The organism is Thiobacillus sp., from assembly GCF_030696885.1.
Lineage (GTDB): Bacteria > Pseudomonadota > Gammaproteobacteria > Burkholderiales > Thiobacillaceae > Thiobacillus.
Genome location: NZ_JAUYRI010000017.1, coordinates 304,825 through 324,909 on the forward strand (window position 1 = coordinate 304,825; position 20,085 = coordinate 324,909).

Here is a 20,085-nt window from a genome sequence, read left to right on the forward strand (position 1 = left end):
GCGGTCGGCCTACCAAAAACCGGCTTCATTCCAAGTAAAACCCCGCCAGGTCTTGCATCAGTAAGTCGTCCCTGGCCTGAACAGGCAACGGTCACAAGGGCCACACCCACATCAGCATCGGCAGGCTGACGCCAATGACGATCACGTCCAGCGGCAGGCCCATGCGCCAGTAATCGCCGAAACGGAAACCGCCCGGCCCGAGAATCAGGGTGTTGTTCTGATGGCCGATCGGCGTCAGGAACGCGCACGAGGCGCCGACCGCCACCGCCATCAGGAAGGTGTCCGGATTTGCGCCCAGCTGGCTGGCGGCGCCCAGCGCGATCGGGCACATCACTGCCGCAGTGGCCGCGTTGTTCATCAGGTCGGTCAGCATCATGGTGACGATGAGGAGCGTCGCCAGCGCGATGACGGCGTCGCCTTGAGCAATGTGGTCCAGCAGGAAGCGGGCGATCAGGTCGGCGGTGCCGGTGCTCTGCATGGCGGTTGCCACCGGGATCAGCGCCCCGAGCAGGATGACGACAGGCCAGTCGATGGCCTCGTAGACTGCGCGCGGCGGCACCGTGCGCAGCACCATCGAAGCGAGCACGCCGGCGGTGAAGGCGACCGCGATCGGCAGCACTCCCAGCGCCGCGACGACGACCGCCAGACCCAGGATGAGGCTCGCGGTGATCGCCTTGCGCTTGTCCGGAATGTAGAGCGCGCGTTCGGCCAGCGGCACGCAATTGGTGGCGGATGCGAATTCAGCGATGGCTTCCGGCGTGCCCTGCATCAGCAGCACGTCGCCCGCCTTGAAACGATAAGTGCGCAGCCGGGCCCGGCTGCGCTTGCCCTGGCTTGAGACCGCGAGCAGGTTGATGCCGTAACGGCTGCGCAACTGGATGTCGCTCGGCGTGCGTTCAAGCAGGCCGGATGACGGCAGGATCGCCAGTTCCACCAGCGCGATTTCATCCGACGGCGGCGCCTTCTTGCTTTCGTCCGGCGGAGCGGCATCGCCGGTGTCGTCCTTGTCCATGTTGGACTGGGATTCCTCCAGCACCAGCCCGAGACTGGACAGGGCATTGGCCAGCGTTTCCGCTTCGGCTTCGATGATCAGAATGTCGCCGGCCAGGATGTGACGGCCGGCATTCGGGGCCGACACCCGCACGTCGTTGCGCACCAGGCCGATGATCTGTGCTTCCGCGTCCTCCAGTGCCGTCTCGATCTCGCGCAGCTTCATGCCGGCCGCCTTGCTGTTCTCGGTCACCCGCGCTTCGGTCAGGTAGGTGCCGGTATCGAAGCCCTCGGCGTCCGTCCGGGTGCGAGCCGGCACCAGGCGCCAGCCGACGAGACCGATGAAAGCCACGCCCAGCAGCGTGAGTACGACTCCCACCGGGCTGAAGTCGAACATGCCGAAGCTGCCGAGGCCGGCTTCTTCGCGCAGGCCGGATACGATCAGGTTGGGCGGCGTGCCGATCAGCGTGGTGGTGCCGCCGAGAATCGAGCCGAAGGCAAGCGGCATCAGCACCTTGCCGGGCGGCAGGTCGAGGCGGGTGGCCAGCTGCATCGCCACCGGAATCAGCAGCGCCAGTGCGCCGACATTGTTCATGAAGGCGGACAGCAGCGCCCCCAGCGTGGTCAGCGAAAGAATGGCCAGTGTCGGCCCGGCCCTGGCGGGCAGCACGCGGCGGGTCAGGGCGTCCACCGCGCCCGAGGTCTGCAGGCCGTGGCTCAATACCAGGACGCAGGCCACGGTGATCACGGCCGGATGGGCAAAGCCGGCAAAGGCGTCGGCATACGACACCAGGCCGGCAAACACGCAGGCCAGCAACGCACCCACCGCCACCATGTCGTGGCGCCAGCGTCCCCACAGAAACATGCCGACGGTGGCGAAGAGGATGCCGACGATGAGCATCTGCTCAAGACTCATGAACGTCCTCGGCAGGGGAATACGGAACCCGCATTCTAGGGCACTGCCTGCCTGCCGGAAGTTTGCCGGCGCCCACTGCGGGTTACAGCGTTGTCACTGCCCAGTCCAGAATCATCCAGCGGCGTTCGCCCCGGCCTTCAACGACCCGCTGGTGGCCGCGGCGCTGGAGCGCGCCGGGAGACGTGACGCAATGCCCCTCGCGGAAAGGCAGGGTGGAATGTTCGATGCGCCAGGGCGTGGGGCCGGAGCGGCGGCCGAAGCTGATTTCGATATCGAGCCATGCAAGCAGCTGTTCGCGGTCGGGGCGGGCATGGGCGATGAGCGTGTTCAGATCGGCCGCGCGCGGCAGGCGTGCGGCGCGGCCGCGCACGAACATGAAGCAGTCGCCGGCAACCAGCAGCCGGGTAGGGCGGGCTGGCTGGCGGCCTAATTCTGCCGCTAGTTCGAGCGCCGCCACGCCGCCACGGCTGTGCGGCAGGCGTTCCCAGATTTCCAGATAGTCCGCTTCGATGCCGGTTTCGGTCATGCGCTCGCCGTCGACGATCATGCGGCCGGTGTCGCGTCCGCCGTTGGTGGGCTGAATGTCCATTTGCCGATGCCAGGTGCAGCGCTCGCCGTCGACCTGGGTGACGCCGCAGAAGCCCTGCTGGGTGGCGAGCCAGGCGAGTTGGGCGTCGTCGCATTCGGCGAGGCTCGTCACGCCGGCGAAATCCGGCCGGTCGGCAGGAATGCGCAGGTCGGCGTGCCAGCGCGGCGTCTGCAGCCACAGCACGCGGCTCGTCATGTCGCGCGCGGCGGGCGTCTCCAGCAGGCTGCGCTGCCAGACGCCGAGGTAGTGCGCGGGAACCGGGGCGGGCGGCTCGATCATGTCCGCGGGCGGCACGGGGATGCGTGCGGTCATTCGAAAATCTGCTCTTCGCAGCCGCATGCGCTGGCGGTGTGCGTGTCGAGGGTGGCCAGGCAATGGCAGCAGGCGTTTTCCGGGCCTCGCATCAGGGCCTCCATCCCGGCGGCCGGAACCGGTCGGCTGAAGTAATAGCCCTGCAGTTCGTCGCAGCCGTGCCGCTGCAGAAATTCGAGGTGAGCAGGCGTTTCCACGCCCTCGGCCACCACCTTGAGCCCGAGCGCGTGGCCGAGGGTGATGATGGCGCGCACGATGGCGGCGTCGTCGGGGTCGGTGTCGATGTCGCGCACGAAGCTCTTGTCGATCTTGAGGCGATCGACCGGAAAACGCTTGAGATAGCTCAGGCTCGAATAGCCGGTGCCGAAGTCGTCCACGGCGATGTCGACGCCGAGTTTTTTCAGGGCCTGCATGGCGACATTGATGCGTTCGGCGTCCTGCATGACGAAGGATTCGGTCAGTTCCAGCTCCAGATAGGCCGGATCGAGACCGGCCTGTGCGAGTGCCTCCGCTACCGAGTCCACCAGGCCTGCATGGCGGAACTGGATCGGCGACAGGTTCACCGAGATGCTGATCGGCAGCAGGCCGGCGGATTGCCAGGCACTGTTCTGGCGGCAGGCTTCCTGCAGGATCCATTGTCCGATCGGAATGATGAGGCCGGTTTCCTCGGCGATCGGGATGAAGCTGTCCGGCGGGATCAGACCCTTGCCCGGGCAGTTCCAGCGGATCAGGGCTTCGGTACCGACGATGCGGCCGCTGGCGACCTCGATGCGCGGCTGGTAGTAGACGATGAATTCATCGCGCTCAAGCGCGTGGCGGAGGCTGTTCTCGAGTTCGAGGCGTTCGCTGATCGCCTGGTTCAGTTCGGGCGTGAAGAAATGGTAGGTGCTGCGTCCGGAGGCCTTGGCCTTGTACATGGCGGCGTCGGCGCAACGCAGCAGGGCGTCGGGGTCGTCACCATCCTGCGGGAAGCAGCTGATGCCGACGCTGCAGCTGAGTCCGTATTCCTGGCCTTCGTCCACCCAGGGCTGTGAGATCGCCTCGAGCAGGCGGCCGACGATGGAAATGATTTCGTTCTTGTCGTGCTGTTCGGTGAGCACGATGACGAACTCGTCGCCGCCCTGGCGCGCCACGCTGTCGTGGCCGCGGACGCAGGCCATCAGCCGGTCGGCAACCTCCAGCAGCAGCCGGTCGCCGACGTGGTGGCCCAGGCTGTCGTTGATCAGCTTGAAGTGGTCGAGATCGACGAACGCCACTGCGACCAGATGATTGTCACGCCGCGCCTTGCCGATGGCCTGCTCGATGCGGTCGCGCAGCAGCGAGCGGTTGGGCAGGCCGGTCAGACTGTCGTGGCTGGCCTGGTATTCGAGTTCGGCATCGTGCTGCTTGCGCTCGGTGATGTCGACCACGGTGCCTTCGAAAAACTGCACGCTGCCGTCGGCATTTTTCACCGCGCGCGCGTTCTCGGTAATCCAGATGATGCGGCCGTCGTGCCGATACACCTGCGATTCGAAATTTCGCACCACGCCCTGTTCCTGCATCAGGCGCACGAATTCGACGCGCCGTTCCGGCAGCACGTAGAGCTGGCGCGGGATGTCGTGCAGATGCGCGATCAGCGCATTCGGCGAGGCATGGCCGTAAATGCGCGCAAGCGCCGGGTTGGCGTTGAGGTAACGGCCTTCCGGCGTGGTCTGGTAGATGCCTTCGGTGGCATGTTCGAACAGGCTGCGGTAGCGCCGCACCGCTTCGTGCAGCGTCTCATTGGCGGCCATGCGTTCGGAGATGTCCTGGATGAAGCCCTCGATCCAGGCCAGCTGGCCGTGCGCGTTGCGCAGGCCGACGCCGCGCTCCAGCACCCAGCGCACGCGGCCGTCGGCACGCAGGATGCGGTATTCCACGTCGAAGGTCTGGTTGGCTTCGAGCGCGTCGTGGATGGTACGGCTGACGCGCTCGCGGTCTTCCGGCAGCGTCATCTGGCCGTAGGACACGCGATTGTTGAACACCAGTTCGTCGGGGCGGTAGCCGGTGAGCTTGTGGCAGCCCTCGCTGACGTATTCCATGGTCCAGATCGCGTCGATGCGGCAGCGGTAGATCATGCCGACGAGGTTGTCGGTAATAGTGGTGAGCAGGCGAGTGATGTCGAGCGGCGCGGCGGTGTCCGTCGCGACCGTTCCGAAAGGCGGGGGAGGCGTCCACCTATTCATGGAAGTCGGGGAAGCGCCGCAGGGTGCGCCAGAAGGCGATATCGTGGTTGGGCCACAGCTCGGCGCGCGCCTGCCGTGCCAGGGTCTTGAGTTTGCGGATGCTTGCCAGCGCCTCGTCCTCGCCGTCCTGCCAGCACAGGCCGGGGGCGATTTCCTGCTCGAGATTTTCCGCGAGGTCGGCGGCGTCGCCGCACAGGATCAGCGGCGGCCCCTTCGGCAGTTCGACGAACAGTGACATGTGGCCCCCGAGCTTTTGTCCCTTCGTGGAGTCCCGCCTGTCGGCGGAACCGGCGGCTCTCAGACCAGCATCCCTTGCGGGACCGGAACCCTAGCCCTCCTTCGCGGTATTGGCGGACGCGCTGCGCCGCTGTTCCCGGTAGAGGAGAGATAGCAACCGTTGTGCCAGCCGCGTGCCGGCGGGGCGGCATCCCGGCACCGCGCGCCAGTGCTGGGGGAAGGGCGCATGATTCCGGTATGGGCAGAAGGGGAGACCGGCGGCGGATGGGCACAATTGGTGCGGGGCGCGTGCCGCCGTGCACCAAAGCGGGGTGCGCCCTTTTTAATTGGATGGCTTTTCGGTAGGCTTCGCGCTAATCATACGAAAATCGACCCCATGCACTTCACACCTGAAAGCTTCCGCGCCTGGCCAACCAAGCGGATTACCCTACTTGGCATGTCCGGTGTCGGCAAGACGCATATCTCGTCCATGCTGCGTGGTCACGACTGGTTTCATTTTTCCGGCGACTACCGCATCGGCACGCGTTATCTCGACGAGCCGATCCTGGACCTGATCAAGCATCAGGCGATGCAGGTGCCGTTCCTGCGCGACCTGCTGCGGCGCGACTGGATCGACATCAAGAACAATATCAAGATCCACGACCTCGGGCCGGTGCTCACCTTCGTCGGCAAACTCGGCGGACCGGAGTGGGGTGGATTGCCGCTGGACGAGTTCTCGCGCCGCCAGGCCGCCTACCGCGACGCCGAAATTGCCGCCATGAAGGATGTGCCGGCGTTCATCCGCAAGGGGCAGGACGTCTATGGCTACCCGCATTTCGTCAACGACGTGGGCGGCAGCCTGTGCGAGCTCGACGCGCCCGGTGTGGTTGAACTGCTGGCCGAGCACACGCTGATCCTCTATATCCAGACCACCACGCGCGAGGAGGAGGACACGCTGATCCGGCGCGCCCAATCCGATCCCAAGCCGCTGTATTTCCGCCCGGCGTTTCTTACCGAGCAACTGCCGGTCTATCTCCGGGAAAAGGGCCTCGAATTCGTCGCCCAGATCGAGCCGGACGACTTTGCGCGCTGGGTGTTCCCGCGCCTGTTCCATTCGCGCATTCCGCGCTACGAGGCGATCGCGCAGCCGCACGGCTACACGGTGACGTCGCAGGAAATCGCGCAGGTGCGCGACGAGCGCGATTTCCTGGCGCTGCTGGAAAGCGCGATTGCCAGGAAGGGGTCAGGATTCAGGGGCCAGGATTCAGGGGGCAAGCATGCCGCTGGTCGCGCATAACGCGCTGCCCACCTTCGACCGCCTGCGCGGTGACGGCATCACGGTGCTGTCGACTGAACGCGCGGCCAAGCAGGAAATCCGCGAGCTGCATGTCGGCCTCTTGAACATGATGCCGGACGCGGCACTGGAAGCCACCGAGCGCCAGTTCTACCGTCTGGTCGGCGAATCCAACCCGATCGCGCAGTTCTACATGCATCCCTTCACGCTGCCGACGTTGCCGCGCGGCGAGGCGGCGCAGGCGCATATTGCGCAGTTCTACGAATCCTTCGACACCATTCGCGAACAAGGTCTCGATGCGCTGATCATCACCGGCGCCAACGTCAGCCACCCCAATCTCGCCGACGAGGCGTTCTGGCAGCCGCTGATCGAGGTGATCGACTGGGCCTGGGACAACGTGACATCGACCCTGTGCTCGTGCCTGGCTACCCATGCGGTGCTGCAGTTCCGCCACGGCCAGACGCGGGTGAAGCAGCCGCACAAAATCTGGGGCGTGTTCGAGCACCGCGTCACCGATGCGCGCCACCCGCTGGTGGCCGACGTCAACACGCGCTTCGACGTGCCGCATTCGCGCTGGAACGACGTGTCGCGAGCGCAGTTCGAGGCGGCCGGCCTCAAGGTACTGGTCGAAAGCGCGGAAGCCGGCGTGCACCTGGGGGTGAGCCACGACGGCCTGCGCACGGTGTTTTTCCAGGGCCATCCCGAATACGACACGGTGTCACTGTTGAAGGAATACAAGCGCGACCTGATGCTGGCCGCCGCCGGCAAGCTGGCTGAATTTCCGCCTTTTCCGGTGCGCTATTTCAACCGCCAGGCACAGGCGCTACTGGCCGAATTCGGCAGCCGCATGCAGGCGGGCGAGACACTCACTTTTCCCGAGGCGCACCTGCTGCCGCAGCTCGACAACACCTGGCACGACACCGCCGAGGCGGTGATCGGCAACTGGATCGGCTGTGTCTATCAAGTCACCCACCGTGAGCGCGGCCTGCCTTTCATGCCCGGCATCGACCCCGGCAACCCGCTGGGCCTTTGATGGCTGATACGCGCGCGCGCTACGACGAGGAGCAGGGCGCACTGATCGCCAGCGGCGTCTGGCAGGCCGAGGCCGCAGCCGCGTTGCCGGACCTCGCCGGCAAGACCGTACGCGTGCTCGACGGCGCCGGCGTCACCCAGCTCGACACCAATGGCGCGTGGCTGCTGCTCAATGCCGCCCGCCCGAACGCCAGCGATCCGATGCCGGAACTGCGTGCCTTCGATCCGCACCATCTGGCGCTGCTGCAGCTGGTTGCGGAACATGCGGCCAGCACTGCTGCGCAGAGCGGGCCGCGCCACCCAGGCGTACTCGAAGAGATCGGGCGTGGCACCATGGTGATGGCCGGGCACGTGACCGGTCTGCTCAACTTCACCGGCCGGCTGACGCTGGAACTCGTTTCACTCGCGGGCCACCCGCACCACTGGCGCTGGCGCGAATTCGGCGCCCAGCTCGGCGCAATCTTTGTCGGCGCGATTCCGATCGTGGCCGGCATGCTGTTCCTGCTCGGCGTGGTGTTCGCCTACCTGCTCGGGGATCAGGCGCGGCAGTTCGGTGCCAACATCTTCGTCGTCGACGGCATCCTGCTGGCGGTGATGCGCGAGGTCTCGCCGGTCATCGTCGCGGTGCTGGTGGCGGGACGCACCGGCGCCGCAATCACCGCGCAGCTCGGCACCATGAAGGTCACCGACGAGATCGACGCCATCACCACACTCGGCCTGTCGCCGATGGCGGTGCTGGTGGTTCCGCGCATGCTGGCGCTGCTGATCGCGATGCCGCTGCTGGTATTCATCGGTGATATCGCCGGGGTCATTGGCGGCATGCTGGTGGCGCAGGAGCAGCTGGATATCTCGTACTACATCTTCAAGGATCGCATGGTCGCCGTGCTGGAGCTGAAAACCCTGCTGGTCGGACTGGGCAAGGCGCCCGTGTTTGCCGTCTTCATCGCGCTGATCGCCTGCAGGATGGGCCTTTCGGTCACCCGCGACGCACGCAGCGTGGGCGTCAACACGACGTCCACCGTGGTGCAGAGCCTGGTGGCCATCATCGTCCTCAACGCGATCTTTGCGGTCACCTTCGTGAAGCTGGGAATCTGATGACCGAATACATCATCGACGTCCGCAACGTGTCCACCACCCTCGGCGGGCACAGCATCCATCGCGACCTCAGCCTGACCGTGGCGCGCGGCGAAGTGATTGCGCTGATCGGCGGCAGCGGTACCGGCAAGTCGGTGCTGCTGCGCGAGATCATCGGCTTGCTGAGGCCGCAGGCGGGCCATATCGAGCTGTTCGGGCAATCGGTGCTGGACAGCACGCCGGAACAGATGAACGTGCTGCGCCGCCGCTTCGGTGTCCTGTTCCAGGACGGCGCGCTGTTCTCTTCGCTGTCCGTGGAAGACAACGTCGCCACCCCGCTGTTCGAGCATACCGCCCTGCCGCACGGCACCTGCCGCCAGCTGGCGCGGCTGAAACTCGCACTGGCGGGGCTGCCGCCGGATGCCGCCGGCAAGCGTCCCAGCGAGCTTTCCGGCGGCATGCGCAAGCGGGTGGCGCTGGCGCGCGCGCTGGCGCTCGACCCCGAACTGCTGTTTCTCGACGAGCCGACGTCCGGCCTCGACCCGATTTCGGCGCGCGCATTCGATTCGTTGATCCGGCTGCTGGCCGACAGTCTCGGCCTCACCATATTCCTCGTCACCCACGACTTGGATACACTGTTTTCCATTATCGACCGCGTCATCGTACTGTCGAACGGCCGCGTGCTCGGCAGCGGCACCGTGGCCGAACTGAAACACATCGACGACCCGTGGCTCAAGGACTACTTTGCCGCGCGGTCATCGGAGGAGACAATGCCGCATGGAAACTGAAGGCCGCTATACCCTCGTGGGCACCCTGGTGCTGGCGGCGATCGCGCTGATGACGGCTGCCATCCTGTGGCTGGCGGGCGTGGCAGACACCATCGCGTACCAGACCTACACCATTTATTTCAAGCAGCAGTCGCTCGACGGGCTGGCGGTCGGCAGCCCGGTGAAAATGCGCGGCATCAAGGTCGGTGTGGTCGAGAGTTATCGTTTCGCCAAGGGCGGCGACGAAGCCGTCAGCGTCACCGCGCGCATTGACGAAGGCGTGCCGGTGCATGCGGGCGCCGAGGCCTACATCAAGCGCAATCTGGTCACCGGTATCGCCTCGGTCGAAATCAACAACGGCCTGAGCAACAGCCCGCTGCTCGGCAAGGCGCCCAAGGGTGAGCGCTATCCGGTCATTGCCGAGGGCAGCTCCGACATCGACAAGGTCGCCACCGCGGTGTCGCGGCTGGCGGAAAACGGCGCGCAGGTGGTGGAGCGCGTGAACACGCTGCTGTCCGATGAAAACCAGCGCGCCATCAGCCAGACGCTTGCCAACCTCAATGAGTTGTCCACTCACCTCGCCGCCAACAAGCAAAGTCTCGACGCAGTGGTACAGGGCATACGCGACGCCTCCGACGAATTCCGCTTTGCCGGCGCCAGCATCAGCCAGGCCGCCACCCGGGCCGAAGGCAGCATCGTCGGGGTCGGCAACGATGCCGAGGCCGTGCTGAAGGAGGCCTCGGTCGCGCTGGAGGCGCTGCAGCGCGACGCCAGCCTGATTTCGGGACAAATCCAGCAGCTCACCGAAACCAGCACGCTGGAGCTCACCAACGTCAGCCGCGACGTGCGCACCAGCACCGATGCCCTCACCACAGCCGGGCAGCGTCTGTCCAATCCGCGCGCCATTCTGTTCGGTCCCGGCCAGACGCAGCTCGGCCCCGGAGAAAAATTGCCATGAACCGCGCCCTTGTCCTCGCCGCGCTGAGTCTGTTGCTGACCGGCTGTTTGAACCTGGGCCAAAAATCCAATACGCCGCCAGTGGTGTATTACGTGTTGACCGACTCCACGCTTACCGCCGAATCCAGCTCGCCGCACGCTGAAAATGCTAATGCGCGTGAAGAATCGTCTGTCCCACAAGGGGACTCCGATTCTCTACGGGCTGAAGCCCGTGAGAAATCGTATGTGCCGACGCTGGTGGTGCTCGACACCACCACCAGCGGTTTTTACAACGCCGATCACCTTGTGTTCGGCCGCAGCGCAGAAACCCGCGGCCAATACCAGTTCGCGCGCTGGACCGAGCGGCCCGGCAAGCGCTTCGCCGATCTGATGCGCGCACGGCTCGATCGCGTGGGCGCATACCACGTGGCCACGCCTGGCGGTTACGTGCGGGGCGACCTGTTGCTGGATACCGGGCTGATGGAGTTCTATCACGACGCCTCCAGCGAACCGGGCCGGGTGCGGTTGGTGCTGCGCGCCGATCTGGTCGATCTCAAGCAGCGCAAGCTCCTTGGGCGCCGCGTATTCGAACAGCAGGTGGCATTGACGAGCTTCGACGCCGCCGGCGCCGCACAGGCGTCGAATCTCGCGACCGGCCGGGTGCTCGACGCGCTGACGGCCTGGCTCGCCACGCTTGAATTAGCGCCTACAATCAAGCAGTAAGGCATTCCCCACAACAATCAAGAGGAGAGATCCATGAAGCGCCTGCTAGCCGCCCTCTGCCTGTGTTCCGCCGCAACCCTTGCACACGCCGAAATCGCCCAGAAATTCGGCCCGATCGAGATTCACTACAACGCGCTGACCACTGATGAACTGATGCCGGAAGTCGCGCGCGCCTACAAGATCGAGCGCAGCAAGACGCGCGGTCTGGTCACCATGTCGATCCTGAAGCAGAACACCGTCGGCGCGCTGTCACCGATGCCGGCAAAGCTCACCGTCTACGTCACCAATCTCAACCAGCAGTTGGCCAATGTGACGATGCGCGAAGTCCGGGAGGGCACCGCAATCTATTACCTGGGCGAATTCCGCGTCGCGCCGCCTGATACGCTGAAATTCACTGCTACGGTGGAAATGGAAGGCGAGCCCAAGCGTGAGATCGTCTTCAATCAGAAGTTCTATAAATAGACACCCGCCCTGGTCCCGGGGCTTTTTTTCGGGTGCGCGTCAGGCTGGTGCGAAGTGTGAGTAGGCCAGCGCCAGCAGGCCCCACACGCCGAAACCCGCCACCGTCAGTCCGGCCGCGCGGCGCACCCACACCAGCTGCATGAAAGGCTGGATCTGGCGCGCGAACATGCCCATGCCGAGCAGGTTCGGCAGCGTGCCGAGGCCGAACGCCAGCATCAGCGCCGCGCCCGAGGGGGCGCTGCCCGCCGCCACGGCTGAAACCAGCACTGAATACACCAGGCCGCAGGGCAGCCAGCCCCAGGCCAGGCCGGCCAGCAACGCCTGCGGCAGGGTCTTCACCGGCAGCAGTTTCTGGAACAGCGGCTTCACCCGGCGCCACAGCGCGCCGCCGGCACGCTCGAACACCAGCACCCATTGATTGAAGCCGGCCAGATACAGGCCGAGCAGGATCATCACGACCTGCGCCAGCACATAGAGCAGTGTCTGCAGCGGCATGAAACCGGTGAGTTTGAGCGAAGCGCCGAGCGCACCGGCAAGCGCGCCGAACAGTGTGTAGGAGGCGATGCGGCCCAGGTTGTAGGCCAGGTGCAGGCGAAACGGCGGCGCACTGCCGTCGGCGCGGAAGGAAAACGCCGCGACGATGCCGCCGCACATGCCGACGCAATGCACGCCGCCGAGCAGACCGGCGAGGAGGGCAGCGAGCAGGGAAAATTCGATCATGGATGGGTACGCGAGGGCAGGTGTGCGGAACACACCCTAAACCGGCTTGTCCTCGGATTGGCTGGAAACAAGCTGGTCGGCCTGTCGCCCCACCAGCCACACCAGCACCAGCACCGGCACCCCGATCAGCGCGGTACCAGTGAAAAAATTCGCCCAGCCCCAGGCATCGACGAACTGGCCGGAAAACCCCGCGATGAATTTGGGCAACAGCAGCATCACCGAGGTGAACAGCGCATACTGCGTGGCCGAATACGCCTGGTTGACGAGGCTTGAGAGGTAAGCGACGAAGGCGCTGGATGCAATGCCGGCCGAAAGGTTGTCGGCCGAAATCGTGAACACCAGCGCGCCCACATCGTGGCCGCGCCCGGCCAGCCAGACGAACAGCAGGTTGGTCGCAGCCGACAGCACCGCGCCGAGAAACAGCGTGCGCATCACGCCCATGCGCATCACCAGCAGGCCGCCAAGTCCCGCGCCGAGGATGGTCATGATCACGCCGTAGACCTTGGAGACGGTGGCGACCTCGTCCTTGGTGAAGCCCATTTCCTGATAGAAGGGGTTGCTCATCACCCCCATCACCACGTCGGAGATGCGGTAGACCGCGATCAACGCCAGCATCAGCACCGCCTGCCACTTGTAGCGCTGGATGAAATCGATGAAAGGCGCCAGCACCGCGCTGTGGAACCACGCCGTCGCGGTCAGCAGCCAGCCCGTGAGACCCGCTGCAGCAAAGCGCTCCCGCGTGTGCGCTTCGCGCTCGGTGGTGGTGCGGGAGATTTTCTTTTCCGGCTCGCGAATGGTCAGCGTGGTGAGGATGCCCACCGCCATCAACGCTGCCATCACCGTGTACGCCACCTGCCAGGGCCGGAAGTCGTAGGTCGCCTCACTGGGGTCGAACGCCGCCGCAATCCACAGCGCGCCCGCGCCGGCGGTGATCATCGCGATGCGATAGCCCGCCTGATAGGTCGCCGCCATCGCCCCCTGCTTCTCGATTTCCACCGCTTCGATACGATAGGCGTCGAGCGCGATGTCCTGCGTCGCCGAGGCAAACGCGACGGCCAGCGCGAGGTAGACCATATGGGTCAGGTTCTGTGCCGGGTCGGTGTTCGCCATCCCCAGCAGCGCCGCGGCGATGCACACCTGCGACAGCAGCAGCCACGCCCGCCGCTTGCCCAGCCGCGCGGTCAGGAAAGGCAGCGGCAAGCGGTCCACCAGCGGCGACCACAAAAACTTGAAGCCATACGCCAGCCCCACCCAGCTCAAATGCCCGATCGTCGCCCGCGCGATGCCCGCTTCCGACAGCCAGAACGACAACGTGCCCAGCACCAGCAGCAGTGGCAAGCCGGCGGAAAAGCCGAGAAACAGCATGCCGACCACGCGCGGGTGCGTGTAGACCGCAAGGGCGGCAAGCCAAGGGTGGTTGCGTACGGTCATGGGGTGTAATCGTAATCGACGATCAGCGGCGCATGGTCAGAAAAGCGCTGGTCCTTATAGACGCTGGCGAACTTTGCCGTTTTCGCAATGCCGGGCGTCGCGATCTGGTAGTCGATGCGCCAGCCGACGTTCTTGGCATACGCCTGGCCGCGGTTGCTCCACCAGGTGTAGGCCTCGCCGGTGTGTTCGGGATACAGGCTGCGGTAGACGTCGACCCAGCCGAGCTCGTCGAAGAGCCGCGTCATCCAGGCGCGCTCCTCGGGCAGGAAGCCGGAGTTCTTCTGGTTGGATTTCCAGTTTTTGAGGTCGATTTCCTGGTGGGCGATGTTCCAGTCGCCGCAGATGACGATTTCGCGGCCGCATTTGACCAGTCTTTCCAGATGCGGGAAGAAGGCGTCGAGAAAGCGGAATTTGGCTTGCTGGCGCTCGTCGCTGCTGGAACCAGACGGCTGATAGAGCGAAATGACGGCGAGGTTTCCGTAATCGGCCTCGATATAGCGGCCTTCCAGGTCGAATTCGGGTACGCCGAGGCCTTCGATAATCTGCTGCGGAGGCGTGCGGGTGTAGACGCCGACGCCGCTGTAGCCTTTTTTCTCGGCGTAATGGAAGGCGCCGCTGAGCCCATCGCATTGAATGAATTCGGGTTTGAGGTCGGTAGCCTGCGCTTTCAGCTCCTGCACGCAGACGACGTCGGCGCCCTGGGCGGGCAGCCAGTCGAAGAAGCCCTTGCTGGCGGCGGAACGGATGCCATTGAGGTTGGCCGATATAATTCGCATTACGCTTTAATTACTCAAGAAAAGTCCAGAAATGTCCGATTACAAAGCCGAGTTTGTGGAATTCGCCATTGATTCAAACGTACTGTGTTTTGGCGAGTTCAAGACCAAGGCGGGGCGCTTGAGCCCCTACTTTTTTAATGCGGGGCTGTTCAACGACGGCGACAAGTTGAAACGGCTGGGCGAATTTTACGCGAAAGCCATTGTCGACTCGGGGATCGCATTCGACGTGCTGTTTGGCCCGGCGTACAAGGGCATCCCGCTGGCGGCGAGCATCGCGATCGCGCTGTCGGGCATGGGCCGCAATGTGCCGTTTGCGTTCAACCGCAAGGAGGCCAAAGACCATGGCGAGGGCGGCACGGTGGTCGGCGCGGCCCTGAAAGGCCGCGTGCTGATCGTCGACGACGTGATTTCGGCGGGCACCTCGGTGCGCGAGTCGGTGGACCTGATCCGCGGCGCGGGCGCCGAACCGGCCGGCGTGGTGATCGCGCTGGACCGTATGGAGCGCGGCACCGGGGAGAAGTCCGCGGTGCAGGAAGTACGCGAGCAATTTGGCATTCCGGTGGTGGCTGTGGTCACGCTGGACAATCTGGTGGAATTTCTGGAACGTGATGCGAACCGACAAACTGAATTGCAGGCCGTGGCTGACTACCGTGCACGGTATGGCGTTTAGCCTGCTGGCAGCGGTATTGCTGCTGAGCGCGGGGACGGCGCAGGCGGCGATGTATCGCTGGGTGGACGGCAACGGCCGCGTGCACTACAGCGACACGCCGCCGACGACCTACCAGAGGAGCGGTGGCGCCGAGATGAGCAAGCAGGGCGTGGTGATCAAGCGCACGCAGTCCGAGGCGGAACGCCGCGCGGAGGTGGAGCGCCAGGCGGAACAGGCGCGGATCCAGGAAGAACAGAACCGGCAGGCGCAGGTCGACCGTGCGCTGATGGCCACCTACACCACCGAGGCAGAAATCGACCTGGCGCGCGACCGCGCGCTGGAACACCACAAGCTGGCGATCAAGGGGGCGGAAATTCGCGGTACGGCGGTGAACGCCACGCTGGTCGACCTGAAGCAGCGCATTGCCAACATCGAAAAGGCGGGCCGCCCGGTGGGTGCCGGTCTGACCGATCAACTGGAACAGGCCAATCGTGAACACCAGGACCTGAAACGCGTGATTCAGAACAACCAGGAGGCGATGGAAAAGGTGCGCGCGAAGTATGCGGCCGACAAGGCGCGTTTCAGGCAGCTGTCCGGCAACCCGCAGTAGCGCGGGGCGGATATCCGCCACACAAAAGGCCGCAAGCATGCGGCCTTTTTCTCGCTTACTGCAAGCGGGCTTTCAACAGGTCGTTGACCTGCGCCGGGTTGGCTTTGCCGCGGCTGGCTTTCATCACCTGGCCGACCAGCGCGTTGAAGGCCTTGTCCTTGCCCGCGCGGAATTCCTCGACGGATTTTTGATTCGCGGCCAGCACCTCGTCGACGATTTTTTCCAGTTCGCCGGAATCGGACATCTGCTTCAGGCCGCGCGCCTCGATGATCGCATCGACTTCGCCGGCACCTTCCCACAGGCCTTCGAACACCTGTTTGGCCAGCTTGCCGGACAGCGTGCCGTCCTGGATACGCGCGATCAGCGCACCGAGTTGCGCGGCGGACACGGGGCTCGCCGCGATGCCGAGCTCGGCCTTGTTCAGTGCGGCCGAGAGTTCACCCATCACCCAGTTGGCGGCGAGTTTTCCCTGGCCGCAGGCGCGTGCGGCGGTTTCGAAATAATCGGCGAGCGCGCGCGATCCGGTCAGCACGGCCGCATCGTAGGCCGACACGCCATACTCGGCCTGGAAGCGTGCCTGCATCGCAGCGGGCAGTTCGGGAAGCGCGGCGCGCACGCGTTCGATCCAGTCCTCGTCGAGCTTCACCGGCAGCAGGTCGGGGTCGGGGAAGTAGCGGTAGTCGTGCGCGTCTTCCTTGCTGCGCATCATCCGCGTCTCGCCAGTGTCGGGGTCGAACAGCACCGTGGCCTGCTCGATGCGTCCGCCGTCTTCCAGCGTCTCGATCTGCCAGCGCACCTCGTAGTCGATCGCCTGCTGCAGAAACTTGAAGGAGTTGAGGTTCTTGATCTCGCGGCGGGTGCCGAATTCAGCCTGCCCCACCGGGCGCACCGAAACGTTGGCGTCGACGCGGAAGCTGCCTTCCTGCATGTTGCCGTCGCAGATGCCGATCCAGGTCACCAGCGTGTGCAGCGCGCGCGCATAGGCGACGGCCTCGGCGCTGGAACGCATCTCCGGCTCGGAGACGATTTCCAGCAGCGGCGTGCCGGCGCGGTTCAGATCGATCCCGGTCATGCCGTGGAAATCTTCGTGCAGCGACTTGCCGGCGTCCTCTTCCATGTGTGCGCGGGTCAGATTGACCGTCTTTTCTTCGCCCTCCACCACGATTTTCAGCGCGCCGCCCTCGACGATGGGCTTCGCCAGCTGGCTGATCTGATAGCCCTTGGGAAGATCGGGGTAGAAATAGTTCTTGCGGTCGAACACGTTGACACGGTTGAGGTTCGCCCCGATTGCGAGGCCGAACTTGATCGCGCATTCCACCGCGCCGCGGTTCAGCACCGGCAGCACGCCGGGCAGCGCGATGTCGACCGCGCTCGCCTGGGTGTTGGGCGCGGCACCGAACGCGGTGCTGCTGCCCGAAAAGATTTTCGATTTCGTGGCGAGCTGGGTGTGGACTTCCAGCCCGATGACGGTCTCCCACTTCATTTCAGGCCCTCCGGCGCGTGCGCATGCCAGTCGGTGGCGCGCTGGTATTGATGGGCGACGTTGAGCATTTTCGCTTCGCTGAAATAATTGCCGACCAGCTGCAGACCGATCGGCAGCCCCTTGGTGTCGAAGCCGCACGGCAGGCTCATGCCGGGCAGGCCCGCGAGGTTGGCGGGAATGGTGTAGAGGTCGTTCAGATACATCTCGACCGGATCGTCGGATTTCTCGCCCAGTTTGAACGCGGTGCCCGGCGCGGTGGGGCCGAGGATGACGTCGCAGGTCTTGAACGCCTCGGAAAAATCGTCGGCGATCAAGCGGCGGATTTTCTGCGCCTGCAGGTAGTAGGCGTCGTAGTAACCGTGGGAGAGCACATAGGCGCCGATCAGGATGCGCCGCTTCACTTCCGCGCCGAAACCCTGCGCACGCGTCTTGCAGTACATGTCGTCGAGATTGGCGTAATCCGGCGCGCGGTAGCCGTAGCGCACGCCGTCGAAGCGCGACAGGTTGGACGAGGCTTCGGCGGGGGCCAGCACGTAGTAGACCGGGATCGCGAGCTTCGAATTGGCGAGCGAGATCTCGACCGGGGTGGCGCCGAGCTTCTTCAGTTCGGCGACCGCGGCGTCCACGGCGGCGGCGACTTCGTTGTTGAGCCCCTCGGCGAAGAACTCCCTGGGCAGCCCGACGCGCAGGCCGGCGAGCGGCTTCTCCAGATCGCGCGTGTAATCCTCTTTCTCGCGTTCCAGGCTGGTCGAGTCCCGGGGGTCGAAGCCGGTCATCGCATTCAGCAGCAGCGCGCAGTCCTCGGCCGAAAGCGCCATTGGCCCGGCCTGGTCGAGGCTGGAGGCAAACGCGATCATGCCGTAGCGCGACACCAGCCCGTAGGTGGGCTTGAGGCCGGTGATGCCGGTAAGCGCGGCCGGCTGGCGGATCGAGCCGCCGGTGTCGGTGCCGGTGGCGGCGGGCGCCATCCGCGCCGCCACGCAGGCCGCAGCGCCGCCCGAGGAGCCGCCCGGCACATAGGCCAGGTTCCAGGGATTTTTCACCGCGCCGAAATAACTGGTTTCGTTGGACGACCCCATCGCGAACTCGTCCATGTTGGTCTTGCCGAGCGAGGGCATGCCGGCGGCCTTGAAGCGCTCGATCACCGTGGCGTCATAGGGCGCGACGAAATTGGACAGCATTTTCGAGCCGCAGGTGGTGAGCCAGCCATCGGTGCAGAAGATGTCCTTGTGCGCCACCGGAATCCCGGTCAGCGGCCCGGCATTGCCTGCGGCGATGCGCACGTCGGCGCCGGCGGCCTCGAGCAGGGTCTTGTCGGGATCGACCGTGATGAAGGCATTGATCGCCGGGTTGAGCGCAGCGATGCGGTCGAGATAAACCTGCGCCAGTTCGCGGCTGGACACCTGCTTGGCGGCCAGTTGGGCGGCCAGTGTGGAAAGGCTTGCGTCAGACATGATGCTTACTCGATGACTTTGGGCACGAGGTAGAGCCCGTTCTCGACCGCCGGGGCAACCGCCTGGAAGGTCGTGTGGCGGTCGGACTCGGTCACGGCGTCGTCGCGCAGGCGCTGATAGACCTCCTGCGCATGCGCCATCGGCGCGATGCCGGCCGTGTCCACCGCCTGCATGGTGGCGATCAGACCGAAAATGTTGTTGAGCTGGGCTTGCGTGGCCGCGGCCTCGGCATCGCTGGTCTCGATGCGTGCGAGGCGGGCGATGCGTTTGATGTCGTCCGTGCTGAGGGACATGAAACCACCTGCTGAGGTACTTGAATGAAGCGCGTTAGGGTATCATGGCCCCTTATTTTTTCCCCTATTTTGCTGCTTTTACGCAGCCGCCGCGGCCACCATGTTCAAGTTTCTGACCAGCTATTTCTCGACCGATCTCGCCATCGACCTCGGTACCGCCAACACCCTGATTTACGTGCGCGATCGGGGCATCGTGCTGGACGAGCCCTCGGTGGTGTCGATCCGCACCGATATGGCGGCGGGCGGCAAGCGCACCGTGCAGGCGGTGGGCGTGGAGGCCAAGCAGATGCTGGGCCGCACCCCCGGCAACCTGCAGGCGATCCGGCCGATGAAGGATGGCGTGATCGCCGACTTCACCGTCACCGAGCAGATGCTCAAGTATTTCATCAAGAAAGTGCACGACACGCGGATGTTCCGCCCCAGCCCGCGCATCATCATCTGCGTGCCCTGCGGCTCGACCCAGGTCGAGCGCCGCGCGATCCGCGAATCGGCGATCGGCGCCGGCGCGCGCCAGGTGTATCTGATCGAGGAGCCGATGGCGGCGGCGATTGGCGCCGGCCTGCCGGTGGCGGAAGCGACCGGCTCGATGGTGGTCGACATCGGCGGCGGCACCACCGAAGTCGGCGTGATCTCGCTCGGCGGTGTGGTGTACGCCAACTCGGTGCGCGTCGGTGGCGACCGCATGGACGAGGCCATCATCAACTACATCCGCCGCAACTACGGCATGCTGATCGGCGAGGCCACCGCCGAGCAGATCAAGAAACAGATGGGCTCGGCCTTCCCCGGTGCCGAGGTGCGCGAAATGGAAGTCAAGGGCCGCAGCCTGGCCGAAGGCGTGCCGCGCAGCTTCAACGTTTCGTCCAACGAAATCCTCGAGGCCCTGACCGAACCGCTCAATGCCATTGTCAGTGCAGTCAAGCAGGCGCTGGAACAGACGCCGCCCGAACTCGGCGCCGACATCGCCGAAAAGGGCATGGTGCTGACCGGCGGTGGCGCGTTGTTGCGTGACCTCGACCGCCTGCTGATGGAAGAAACCGGCCTGCCGGTCATCGTCGCCGACGACCCCCTGACCTGCGTGGTGCGCGGATCGGGGCGCGCACTGGAAGAAATGGACAAGCTGGCGTCGGTGTTCACCAACGAGTGAGCGCAGCCCA

Annotated in this window: 20 protein-coding genes; 10 read left to right on the forward strand and 10 right to left on the reverse strand. The window is 65.0% G+C overall.

What is annotated here, in order from left to right:
- Nucleotides 1–91 precede the first annotated feature (91 nt).
- The 4 genes from Q8R61_RS09220 to Q8R61_RS09235 form a co-directional block, all read right to left on the reverse strand.
- Nucleotides 92–1,906: an SLC13 family permease gene (locus Q8R61_RS09220; RefSeq protein WP_305536466.1), complete on the reverse strand. Its 1,815-nt coding sequence runs from the start codon at nucleotides 1,904–1,906 to the stop codon at nucleotides 92–94.
- An 82-nt stretch (nucleotides 1,907–1,988) separates the two neighbouring features.
- Nucleotides 1,989–2,807, reverse strand: coding sequence for a hypothetical protein (locus Q8R61_RS09225; RefSeq protein WP_305536468.1), 819 nt, complete (start codon nucleotides 2,805–2,807; stop codon nucleotides 1,989–1,991).
- A complete protein-coding gene (locus Q8R61_RS09230; protein WP_305536470.1) occupies nucleotides 2,804–5,011 on the reverse strand; it encodes a bifunctional diguanylate cyclase/phosphodiesterase in 2,208 nt (735 codons plus the stop codon). Before Q8R61_RS09230 ends, Q8R61_RS09225 begins: the two co-directional genes overlap by 4 nt.
- Nucleotides 5,004–5,249, reverse strand: a complete 246-nt coding sequence (locus Q8R61_RS09235) for a hypothetical protein (protein ID WP_305536472.1) — start codon at nucleotides 5,247–5,249, stop codon at nucleotides 5,004–5,006. The genes Q8R61_RS09230 and Q8R61_RS09235 overlap by 8 nt, the downstream gene beginning before the upstream one ends.
- Nucleotides 5,250–5,624: 375 nt before the next feature.
- On the opposite strand from Q8R61_RS09235, the gene Q8R61_RS09240 reads away from it, so the two are divergent.
- The 7 genes from Q8R61_RS09240 to Q8R61_RS09270 are packed head-to-tail and all read left to right on the forward strand — an operon-like array spanning nucleotide 5,625 to nucleotide 11,515.
- Nucleotides 5,625–6,524: an ATPase gene (locus tag Q8R61_RS09240; protein WP_305536475.1), complete on the forward strand. Its 900-nt coding sequence runs from the start codon at nucleotides 5,625–5,627 to the stop codon at nucleotides 6,522–6,524.
- Nucleotides 6,505–7,554, forward strand: coding sequence for a homoserine O-succinyltransferase (locus tag Q8R61_RS09245; RefSeq protein ID WP_305536476.1), 1,050 nt, complete (start codon nucleotides 6,505–6,507; stop codon nucleotides 7,552–7,554). Before Q8R61_RS09240 ends, Q8R61_RS09245 begins: the two co-directional genes overlap by 20 nt.
- Nucleotides 7,554–8,648 carry an ABC transporter permease gene (locus Q8R61_RS09250; RefSeq protein ID WP_305536478.1) on the forward strand — a complete coding sequence of 365 codons (1,095 nt, stop codon included), beginning with the start codon at nucleotides 7,554–7,556 and terminating at the stop codon, nucleotides 8,646–8,648. Before Q8R61_RS09245 ends, Q8R61_RS09250 begins: the two co-directional genes overlap by 1 nt.
- The gene (locus Q8R61_RS09255) at nucleotides 8,648–9,415 is read left to right on the forward strand and encodes an ABC transporter ATP-binding protein (protein WP_305536480.1); all 768 of its coding nucleotides are present in this window, start codon (nucleotides 8,648–8,650) and stop codon (nucleotides 9,413–9,415) included. Before Q8R61_RS09250 ends, Q8R61_RS09255 begins: the two co-directional genes overlap by 1 nt.
- The gene (locus tag Q8R61_RS09260; protein ID WP_305536482.1) at nucleotides 9,405–10,352 is read left to right on the forward strand and encodes an MlaD family protein; all 948 of its coding nucleotides are present in this window, start codon (nucleotides 9,405–9,407) and stop codon (nucleotides 10,350–10,352) included. The genes Q8R61_RS09255 and Q8R61_RS09260 overlap by 11 nt, the downstream gene beginning before the upstream one ends.
- Nucleotides 10,349–11,053 carry an ABC-type transport auxiliary lipoprotein family protein gene (locus Q8R61_RS09265; RefSeq protein WP_305536484.1) on the forward strand — a complete coding sequence of 235 codons (705 nt, stop codon included), beginning with the start codon at nucleotides 10,349–10,351 and terminating at the stop codon, nucleotides 11,051–11,053. Before Q8R61_RS09260 ends, Q8R61_RS09265 begins: the two co-directional genes overlap by 4 nt.
- Before the next feature lie 33 nt (nucleotides 11,054–11,086).
- Nucleotides 11,087–11,515 (forward strand): DUF4426 domain-containing protein, encoded by a 429-nt coding sequence (locus tag Q8R61_RS09270; protein ID WP_305536486.1) that lies wholly within the window; start codon nucleotides 11,087–11,089, stop codon nucleotides 11,513–11,515.
- Between the two features lie 39 nt (nucleotides 11,516–11,554).
- Here the strand turns inward: Q8R61_RS09270 and Q8R61_RS09275 are convergent, their stop codons facing one another.
- Genes Q8R61_RS09275 through Q8R61_RS09285 form a run of 3 tightly spaced genes read right to left on the reverse strand, consistent with a single transcriptional unit; the run spans nucleotide 11,555 to nucleotide 14,442 of the window.
- Complete coding sequence (locus Q8R61_RS09275) at nucleotides 11,555–12,235, reverse strand: sulfite exporter TauE/SafE family protein (protein ID WP_305536488.1); 681 nt, start codon at nucleotides 12,233–12,235, stop codon at nucleotides 11,555–11,557.
- A 36-nt stretch (nucleotides 12,236–12,271) separates the two neighbouring features.
- Nucleotides 12,272–13,666 (reverse strand): MFS transporter, encoded by a 1,395-nt coding sequence (locus Q8R61_RS09280; protein ID WP_305536490.1) that lies wholly within the window; start codon nucleotides 13,664–13,666, stop codon nucleotides 12,272–12,274.
- Nucleotides 13,663–14,442: an exodeoxyribonuclease III gene (locus Q8R61_RS09285; protein WP_305536492.1), complete on the reverse strand. Its 780-nt coding sequence runs from the start codon at nucleotides 14,440–14,442 to the stop codon at nucleotides 13,663–13,665. Before Q8R61_RS09285 ends, Q8R61_RS09280 begins: the two co-directional genes overlap by 4 nt.
- 31 nt (nucleotides 14,443–14,473) lie before the next feature.
- Between Q8R61_RS09285 and pyrE the strand changes: the two genes are divergently transcribed.
- Together pyrE and Q8R61_RS09295 are read left to right on the forward strand one after the other, a co-directional pair.
- Nucleotides 14,474–15,112, forward strand: a complete 639-nt coding sequence (pyrE, locus tag Q8R61_RS09290; protein WP_305536493.1) for an orotate phosphoribosyltransferase — start codon at nucleotides 14,474–14,476, stop codon at nucleotides 15,110–15,112.
- Nucleotides 15,102–15,701 (forward strand): DUF4124 domain-containing protein, encoded by a 600-nt coding sequence (locus Q8R61_RS09295; protein ID WP_305536495.1) that lies wholly within the window; start codon nucleotides 15,102–15,104, stop codon nucleotides 15,699–15,701. The genes pyrE and Q8R61_RS09295 overlap by 11 nt, the downstream gene beginning before the upstream one ends.
- A 55-nt stretch (nucleotides 15,702–15,756) precedes the next feature.
- On the opposite strand, the gene gatB is transcribed toward Q8R61_RS09295, so the two are convergent.
- From gatB to gatC, 3 genes are read right to left on the reverse strand one after another with little or no spacing between them, the layout of a single operon-like run.
- Nucleotides 15,757–17,184, reverse strand: a complete 1,428-nt coding sequence (gatB, locus tag Q8R61_RS09300; protein WP_305536497.1) for an Asp-tRNA(Asn)/Glu-tRNA(Gln) amidotransferase subunit GatB — start codon at nucleotides 17,182–17,184, stop codon at nucleotides 15,757–15,759.
- Nucleotides 17,181–18,638, reverse strand: coding sequence for an Asp-tRNA(Asn)/Glu-tRNA(Gln) amidotransferase subunit GatA (gene gatA / locus Q8R61_RS09305; RefSeq protein ID WP_305536499.1), 1,458 nt, complete (start codon nucleotides 18,636–18,638; stop codon nucleotides 17,181–17,183). Before gatA ends, gatB begins: the two co-directional genes overlap by 4 nt.
- Nucleotides 18,639–18,643: 5 nt before the next feature.
- A complete protein-coding gene (gene gatC / locus Q8R61_RS09310) occupies nucleotides 18,644–18,931 on the reverse strand; it encodes an Asp-tRNA(Asn)/Glu-tRNA(Gln) amidotransferase subunit GatC (protein WP_305536501.1) in 288 nt (95 codons plus the stop codon).
- Nucleotides 18,932–19,031: 100 nt separating this feature from the next.
- Here gatC and Q8R61_RS09315 point away from each other — a divergent pair, with 100 nt between their 5' ends.
- Nucleotides 19,032–20,075 carry a rod shape-determining protein gene (locus Q8R61_RS09315; RefSeq protein WP_305536503.1) on the forward strand — a complete coding sequence of 348 codons (1,044 nt, stop codon included), beginning with the start codon at nucleotides 19,032–19,034 and terminating at the stop codon, nucleotides 20,073–20,075.
- Nucleotides 20,076–20,085 lie beyond the last annotated feature (10 nt).